8 protein-coding genes are annotated in these 7,105 nt (G+C 30.0%); 6 read left to right on the top strand and 2 right to left on the bottom strand.

Annotated elements, in window-relative coordinates; translation table 11 throughout:
* Nucleotides 1–431 precede the first annotated feature (431 nt).
* The gene (gene pth2, locus F7B34_RS03630; protein ID WP_292460436.1) at nt 432–782 is read right to left on the bottom strand and encodes a peptidyl-tRNA hydrolase Pth2; all 351 of its coding nucleotides are present in this window, start codon (nt 780–782) and stop codon (nt 432–434) included.
* Between the two features lie 212 nt (nt 783–994).
* Between pth2 and F7B34_RS03635 the strand changes: the two genes are divergently transcribed.
* The 5 genes from F7B34_RS03635 to F7B34_RS03655 all read left to right on the top strand — a co-directional run bounded on the left by F7B34_RS03635 (nt 995) and on the right by F7B34_RS03655 (nt 4,812).
* The gene (locus F7B34_RS03635) at nt 995–1,405 is read left to right on the top strand and encodes an ankyrin repeat domain-containing protein (protein ID WP_292460437.1); all 411 of its coding nucleotides are present in this window, start codon (nt 995–997) and stop codon (nt 1,403–1,405) included.
* 199 nt (nt 1,406–1,604) lie between these two features.
* Nucleotides 1,605–3,563, top strand: a complete 1,959-nt coding sequence (gene tgtA / locus F7B34_RS03640; protein ID WP_292460438.1) for a tRNA guanosine(15) transglycosylase TgtA — start codon at nt 1,605–1,607, stop codon at nt 3,561–3,563.
* A gap of 72 nt (nt 3,564–3,635) precedes the next feature.
* The gene (locus F7B34_RS03645; protein WP_292460439.1) at nt 3,636–4,016 is read left to right on the top strand and encodes a class III signal peptide-containing protein; all 381 of its coding nucleotides are present in this window, start codon (nt 3,636–3,638) and stop codon (nt 4,014–4,016) included.
* A 28-nt stretch (nt 4,017–4,044) separates the two neighbouring features.
* Nucleotides 4,045–4,359, top strand: coding sequence for a DUF1894 domain-containing protein (locus F7B34_RS03650; RefSeq protein ID WP_292460442.1), 315 nt, complete (start codon nt 4,045–4,047; stop codon nt 4,357–4,359).
* A gap of 9 nt (nt 4,360–4,368) precedes the next feature.
* Nucleotides 4,369–4,812, top strand: coding sequence for a DUF1890 domain-containing protein (locus tag F7B34_RS03655; RefSeq protein WP_292460443.1), 444 nt, complete (start codon nt 4,369–4,371; stop codon nt 4,810–4,812).
* Between the two features lie 51 nt (nt 4,813–4,863).
* On the opposite strand, the gene F7B34_RS03660 is transcribed toward F7B34_RS03655, so the two are convergent.
* Nucleotides 4,864–5,634, bottom strand: coding sequence for an adenosylcobinamide amidohydrolase (locus tag F7B34_RS03660; RefSeq protein ID WP_292460445.1), 771 nt, complete (start codon nt 5,632–5,634; stop codon nt 4,864–4,866).
* A gap of 238 nt (nt 5,635–5,872) precedes the next feature.
* Between F7B34_RS03660 and priS the strand changes: the two genes are divergently transcribed.
* Nucleotides 5,873–6,928 (top strand): DNA primase catalytic subunit PriS, encoded by a 1,056-nt coding sequence (gene priS, locus F7B34_RS03665; RefSeq protein WP_292460446.1) that lies wholly within the window; start codon nt 5,873–5,875, stop codon nt 6,926–6,928.
* Nucleotides 6,929–7,105: the final 177 nt, after the last annotated feature.

The raw sequence follows: 7,105 nt of genomic DNA on the forward strand, positions 1-7,105 counted from the left end.
AATTTAATTTATATAAATATATTAATAATACTAAAAATAACACTCATCTACGACAGGATTAAAATACTTATTTTCAAAAATAGAGGAAGTTTTAATGATTTTATTAAAAAATTAAAGATTATAGCGAGGATTGGACTTTCTAGTGAACTACTCCGACCTTACGGACGGAGCTTCCTGCTTCCGACCCGTAGTCTCCACAGGCGTCACTTCGGACTGTCCCAGCCCTAGGCTACCTTTTCTTTTCGGTAGCAATAAGTATTATGAGAATAGTTATATAAATAATTTTCGGCTTTCATCCCCTCCCTTATCTTCGAGCGAAGCGAGGAGATTTTAAAAATCTTTGATTTTTAAGACGGAAGGGGACTTCTTGCGGAATAAGTTAAAATAAAAAAGGAATATTATGAAGAAGACATTAGATGTAAAAGTATAATTTAGAGTAGTTTTAATTTGCCTGTTATTCTTTCAACTTTTTCCTCTTTTTCTGGACCAACTGCAACTGCGGTATATGTTCCAGGAACGAGCTGTGTTCTTCCAGCATCTCTTATTAAACTGCATGGAAGACCTTCAATATTGGCCTCTTTAAATATTTCAAGGAGCTCTTTTTCCGAATTTACCTTTACAACAGCCTTTTTCTGTCCTTCCTTTAACCATTCCTTAACAACATTTGGACATATTTTCTGAGCTCTGATGAATGCCTCGATTGAAGCATGACATGCCTGAGCTGCTATTTTTCCTTTTCCCATCTTTAAATCATTTCTCATGACCATTACCTGTTTATACATTAAATAACCTCATATATTTTTATTTTATCCATATATATTATTTATTAATTAAAAATGCTTTAATTTATAATTTTATTATATTTATCTATTTAAATTCTAAAAATAAAAACATTTATATGTTATTAATAATAATGCAAAATATGAAGGAAATATATTTCCTTATAAATATATATTAAAAAGAATTATATTTCCTAACATAAACTGGTGAAATTATGGATTTGGATATGGAGTTAATAGAGGCGTCAGAAAGTGGAGACATTGAGAAAGTAAAAGAACTATTAAAAAAAGGAGCAGATGTAAATGCCAAAAATAAGTTTGGAGGAACTCCACTTATGGCGGCTGCACTACAAAATCATTATGATGTTGTTAAACTATTAATAGAAAATGGTGCAGATGTGAATGTAAAAAACCGGATAGGAAGGACCCCACTGATGTCAGTTATAGAGCTCAGCTATACAAAAATAGCAAAATTGCTAATAGAAAATGGTGCAGATGTAAATGCAAGAGATAATTTTGGTTTAACGGCCCTTATGGTAGCAGAGGATTATATTCAACCCGATATTGTTAAAATGCTAATAGAACGAGGAGCAGACACTGAGGGAACAAAACATCTTTACGAATAAATTAGTCTAAGAAAACTTTATTTTTTATTATTTTTTTATCTATTATAGCTTTTTTATTTCTTAATTTTTATGCCTATTTATAAATAGTTAAAAATTAAATTATAAACTAATCATTATAATGTAGATAATATTTTTATGCTATATATCTTAACTTGTAAAATTATTAATTTTAATATTTAAATTTCTAAAAGGTGAATTTATGTTTGAGATAAAACACAGAGACGGCATGGGTAGGATAGGAAAATTGAAAATAAATGGAAAAACAATTGAAACACCAACAATAATGCCTGTTGTTCATCCAAACCCAAAGAAACAGACGGTTTCAATAGATAAAATTAGAGAGCTCGCAGATGTAATAATCACAAACTCCTATATTGCATATTCAAATCCTGAGTTGAAAACAATTGCTGAAGAAAAGGGCATCCACAATTTAGTGGGATTTGACAAAGTTATAGTAACTGACAGCGGTTCCTTTCAACTGAGTGTTTATGGCGATGTAGCGGTTGAACCTTTGGAAATAATCGAATTCCAAGAAAAAATAGGTGTGGATGTTGGAACGATATTGGATATTCCAACAGCACCTTATGTAAGTAAGGAGCAGGCAGAAAAGGAACTTGAAGAAACCATAAAAAGAGCAAAGGAATCGATAGAGCTAAGAGAAAAAAATAACTACAAATTACTTTTAAACGGCACAGTTCAGGGCTCTACATATATGGATTTAAGAAGAAAAAGTGCAGAAATTATGGGAAAATTGAACTTTGACATATATCCAATCGGTGCTGTTGTGCCACTTATGGAAAACTACGACTACAAAACTGTTGTAGATATAATAATAAATTCAAAAATGTTCCTTCCAACAAATAAACCAGTTCATCTCTTTGGATGCGGCCATCCTATGATATTTGCCCTTTCTGTTGCATTGGGATGTGATTTGTTTGATAGTGCGGCTTATGCATTATATGCAAAGGATAATAGATATTTAACAGAAGATGGGACTCTTCATTTGGAGGATTTAAAAGATTTGGATAAATTCCCATGCTCATGCCCTGTTTGTAATGAATACTCTCCAAAGGAACTTTATAAGATGAATAAAAAAGATAGAATAAGACTATTGGCAGAGCATAACCTATATGTAACTTTTGAAGAGATTAATAGGATTAAAAACGCCATTAAAGAGGGCAATCTATGGGAGCTCGTAGAGGAAAGATGCAGATGTCATCCAAAACTATTGGAAGCATACAGAACGGCATTAAAATATAATGACTTTATTGAGAAATTTGACCCAATCACAAAGAAATCTGCATTTTTCTACAATGGATACGAAAGCATGTTTCGACCTGAGGTATTAAGGCATAAAAAAAGGTTGAATAGGATAAAATTTGATAAAATATTTATCACCACAGTATCAAAGGATATAAACAGACCGTACAGCGAAAATATAAATAATATGCACAGCGATGTGGATGTTCTTATAAAAGATGATGTATTTGGATTGGTGCCGTTAAACATTGATACAGTATATCCACTGTCTCAAAATGAAATCCCTGAGCTCTATGATTATGAAAAATTACATAATAAAAAATTCGTAGAAGAGTTTGTAAGACAGTATAATGATAAAATAATGGATATACATTCATACAACTACTATACCTGTTATTATAACTCCAACCAAAATAAAGATAAAATAAGCAAGGATGCTTTAAGAATAGATAGAATGCTTCAATATCAATATGGTTTTAAGATACTTGATGATGAGCTCCTGCAAAATATTATCATAAAGCGAAGTAAAAATACAAGACGAATAAGAAATGTATTAATTAATATAGATGGTAAAAAGGAAGTTTTATTCACTTTAAGGGCAAACGACAACCTTCTCATACCTGCAAAAGAAGGGGCAAAACTTCTCCATAAAAAAATACCATTCCCAAATTATAGGGTTGTTGTGGATAAATCTGTTCAAGAGTTTGCAAGGGATGGAAAATCTGTATATGCAAAGTTTGTAATTGACTGTGATAGGGAGCTCCGACCCTATGAGGAGGTGCTTGTTGTGAATGAAGATGACGAGCTCCTTGCATATGGGACAACCATATTGAATGGAAAGGAGCTCATGGAGTTTAACTATGGTGTTGCAGTTAGTGTAAGGAGTGGTTTGCAATAAATAGGTAAATATATTACTAACAACCACATAATATATATTATTACAATGATAACATAAATCATGTGGGGTAGTATGAAATTATTATCTAAAAGAGCTCAGATATCTTTGGAATTTTCAATATTGCTTTTAGCAATACTTGTAATGTCTTCTGCTACGATTTATTATTTTATACACAATAATTTTAATGAAAAAAACAAGACTCTGGATAAAATAGATATTGGGGCTAAAACTGCGGTTTCACTTGTGAATTCTGGATACAATGGAACCCATACGGATTATCCGATAATATATTTAGGTATGAAATATGATGCCAATAAAACAAATATTGTTATATATATTAAAAATCGGAGCTCTGTAAATAACCCCACAAAAAATTTTATTATTGATTACATAATTAATAGTCAAAACATAAATAGTTCAAAATATAATATATCAATAAAATATATAAATTAGCAATAGATTTATTTAAAAAGGGGATAGTATGGCTTGTATTGATAATTATAATTATGAAATATTACACAAAGGCTCATTTAGGGAATGTGCTGAGTATATCAAAAGTAATTATAAAAATATAAGAAATTTGGATGCTGGGGAAGAGATAATTGAAGGTGTTATGTTAATTGGTAAGCCACCGATTCCAATAGCTTATAAGGGGGAGTATATAATATTTCCATATACAAAACCATGCTATGGAAGCTTTGTTTTAAAAATTCCTTTGAATGAATATATAAAAAGCGAAAAGAAAAAAAATAAAAAAAATACAAAAGGGGCACTGTCTAAATTAAAATTTTGGTAAGGTGGTAGTTTGAAGATAATGGTTATATTGGGGTGTCCAGAACCTCCTGTTTTAATTCCTTCATTTATATATCTTTTAAATATGCTAAAAAATAATGGTCATGAAGTGGTTGTTTCGGCAAATCCTGCTGCATTAAAATTGATTGAAACGGTAGACCCTGAAAAATATTATTTGAAAGGCGTAGGATTTCAAAATATAGACGAAGGGTTGAAGCATAAATTTGATGTTGATATAATTATTGGTTTTGCACATAATGATGCAGCTGTTAATTATATTATTACCTACAAAACAGTTTATGGTTCAAAAACTATGGCATTGGTATTTGGCAAGAGTATAAACGAAGAATTTGTAAAAAGTTTGGAAGAAGAGGATATTAAAACATTTACCGCTAGGGCATTCCACAATCCAGTGCCTGTTGTTGTGCAGTTAAAAAAATTAAATGAAAATTTATAGCTATATAATCTATTTTATTAATCTATTTTATTCATTTTTATAACTTATATTTTAGATGTTGGTTAATTCATCTTGTTTTATCAGCGCTTCCTTTACACTTTTTTTAACACATTTTGCAATCATTTCTCCCAGTTTTGTATGTCCTCCTGTATAATCTGCCTTTTTCCCAAATCCTTTAACAACAATTATATTGTCCGTTCCTGTTCCAGTAGCCTGCAATTCTGGATATTTTGTGCTTTTTATATTCAATTCCTGAAATGCGTTTGTTTTTGCTTCGGTAATTGTAATAATTGCCCTTGCCATTGCCCCATCTGTTAAATCTGCATTTGTTATAAGTATGATATTAACAGTTCCAACTTTTTCTTTTTCAACCAACTTTCCATTAACGATTTTGTATGTTTTAAAGTCTTTTTCGATGTAATCGGCTTCTTCATCCCCCAACCGTATGGCATTAAATTTTGCTCCCGCAGTTGTAAATGCTATTGTGTAGAATTCATCAAATTCTTCTTTTGCAACGGCAAGATTGTCCATATTTGCCCCGGTGGATAACAGTGCAATATCCTTTTTATCTATGACTATTTTCTTCAAAACCTGCTTTTCGTAATCTTTATAGTTATGGACTTTATCCCAGAATGGAACGGGTATTGAGTTATTTCCAACATATTTAACAGTTTTAAATCCTTCTCTTGTAGATAATACCTTTCTATTTTTATTAAATTCAATTACCAATGTTTTTGTTGGTTCTGATTCATCTCCAATTTTTACCGTATGAGGTATTTTTAGAGCCCTCCAGTCCTCTAATTTATAAATATTTTCAATCACTTTACCACCAAAAATAAAATATTATTTTAAGATAAAATTAATATAGAGATTTGATTTATAACATATCCATATATTATATTTTATATTTAACCAATATTTAAATGTTTTAAAATAGTCTTAAATTAAGCATGAGGTATTAAATATAACAGTATATTGGGATAAATATTTTAGTTAAAAAATAAAAATATAAAAAAGTTAAACTATTGATAATATGATGAATAAACTACAGGAGAAGCAATTGGATGAAAATAAAAACAAAATATTGGATGAGGTAAAAAAACATTATAAAGAATACTTTATTTACGCTATTAAAAGAAAATGGTTGGAAATTCCTGATGATATACGGCATAAAGAAATAGGTTTTGGATATTTAAAAAAGGTAGATAATAGGAATATATCCTTCGATTCTGAAAAAGAATATTTAAAATGGGTTTTGGAAAACGCTCCATTTCATCTATATAAATCTCTTTCATATATGGAACATCCGGATTCCATTGGCGGTGCTTCTCAAAAAAAGATATTAAAAAGAGAGATGGCATTTGATATTGATGTTCATAGGGTAAAAAAATGCACCCATAAGGATGATGGTTGGATTTGTAAATATTGTTTAGAGGAAGCAAAAAATCAGACATTTATACTAATCGATGAATTTTTAATGCCTGATTTTGGTCTTTCAAAAAATGATTTAAAAATAGTTTATAGTGGAAATAGGGGATACCATATTTACCTAAAACCGCAAGATGAGGAAATAAAAAATACCATAGAACGTTGGGATAGGTATCAAAGGCGATATTTTATAGAGTATATATTGGGAAAGAATTTAAATTTAAATTATGTTGGAAGCGGATGGGGTAAAAGAATATTAAAACAGTTTGAAAAAAACAAAATAGGCGTGAAACAGTTTGAAAAGACCAGCAACTGGAAATCTATAATTGATAAAAAGAAAAATAAGGATAAAATATTGTCAATAATAGAAAATACTAAAAATAGATTAGAACTTGATGAAAAGGTTATGGAAGACGATATTAGACTTTTAAGGGTAATTGGTTCTCTACATGGATATACGGGATTTATTGTTAAAGAGATAAAATATAATTCCTTGGAATATTTTAACCCCTTAAATCATGCAGTATTTTCTAAATTCAATAAAGAATATTATACTATAAAAATAAACCAAAAAATAGATTTATTGAGTATAAATGATAAAACATATAATAGTAAGAGTAAAGAAGTCCCCGCCAGTGTAATATTATTTTTATTCGGCCATGGCGTGGATTTTGAGATATTGGATTAATTAGAATTAGTGAATTATATGTTAGGTTTAACTTATTCCGCAAGAAGTCCCCTTTCGTTATAAATCCTCTTTATTTCACTTACGAAGTAAGCGAGCAAAAAACCGAAGGTTTTCTAATTTAGTATTGAAAATAGTGATGAAAACTTAAAAGTTAGTTTTAGGTCTCCACTTCGCTAC

The organism is Methanothermococcus sp. (genome assembly GCF_015523155.1).
Lineage (GTDB): Archaea > AGJL01 > Methanococci > Methanococcales > Methanococcaceae > Methanofervidicoccus.

Coding starts and splice junctions, on each gene's coding strand:
- F7B34_RS03650 (WP_292460442.1), top strand. CDS start 4,045: ATGGCTTGTATTGATAATTATAATTATGAAATATTACACAAAGGCTCA.
- F7B34_RS03635 (WP_292460437.1), top strand. CDS start 995: ATGGATTTGGATATGGAGTTAATAGAGGCGTCAGAAAGTGGAGACATT.
- pth2 (WP_292460436.1), bottom strand. CDS start 782: ATGTATAAACAGGTAATGGTCATGAGAAATGATTTAAAGATGGGAAAA.
- tgtA (WP_292460438.1), top strand. CDS start 1,605: ATGTTTGAGATAAAACACAGAGACGGCATGGGTAGGATAGGAAAATTG.
- F7B34_RS03645 (WP_292460439.1), top strand. CDS start 3,636: ATGAAATTATTATCTAAAAGAGCTCAGATATCTTTGGAATTTTCAATA.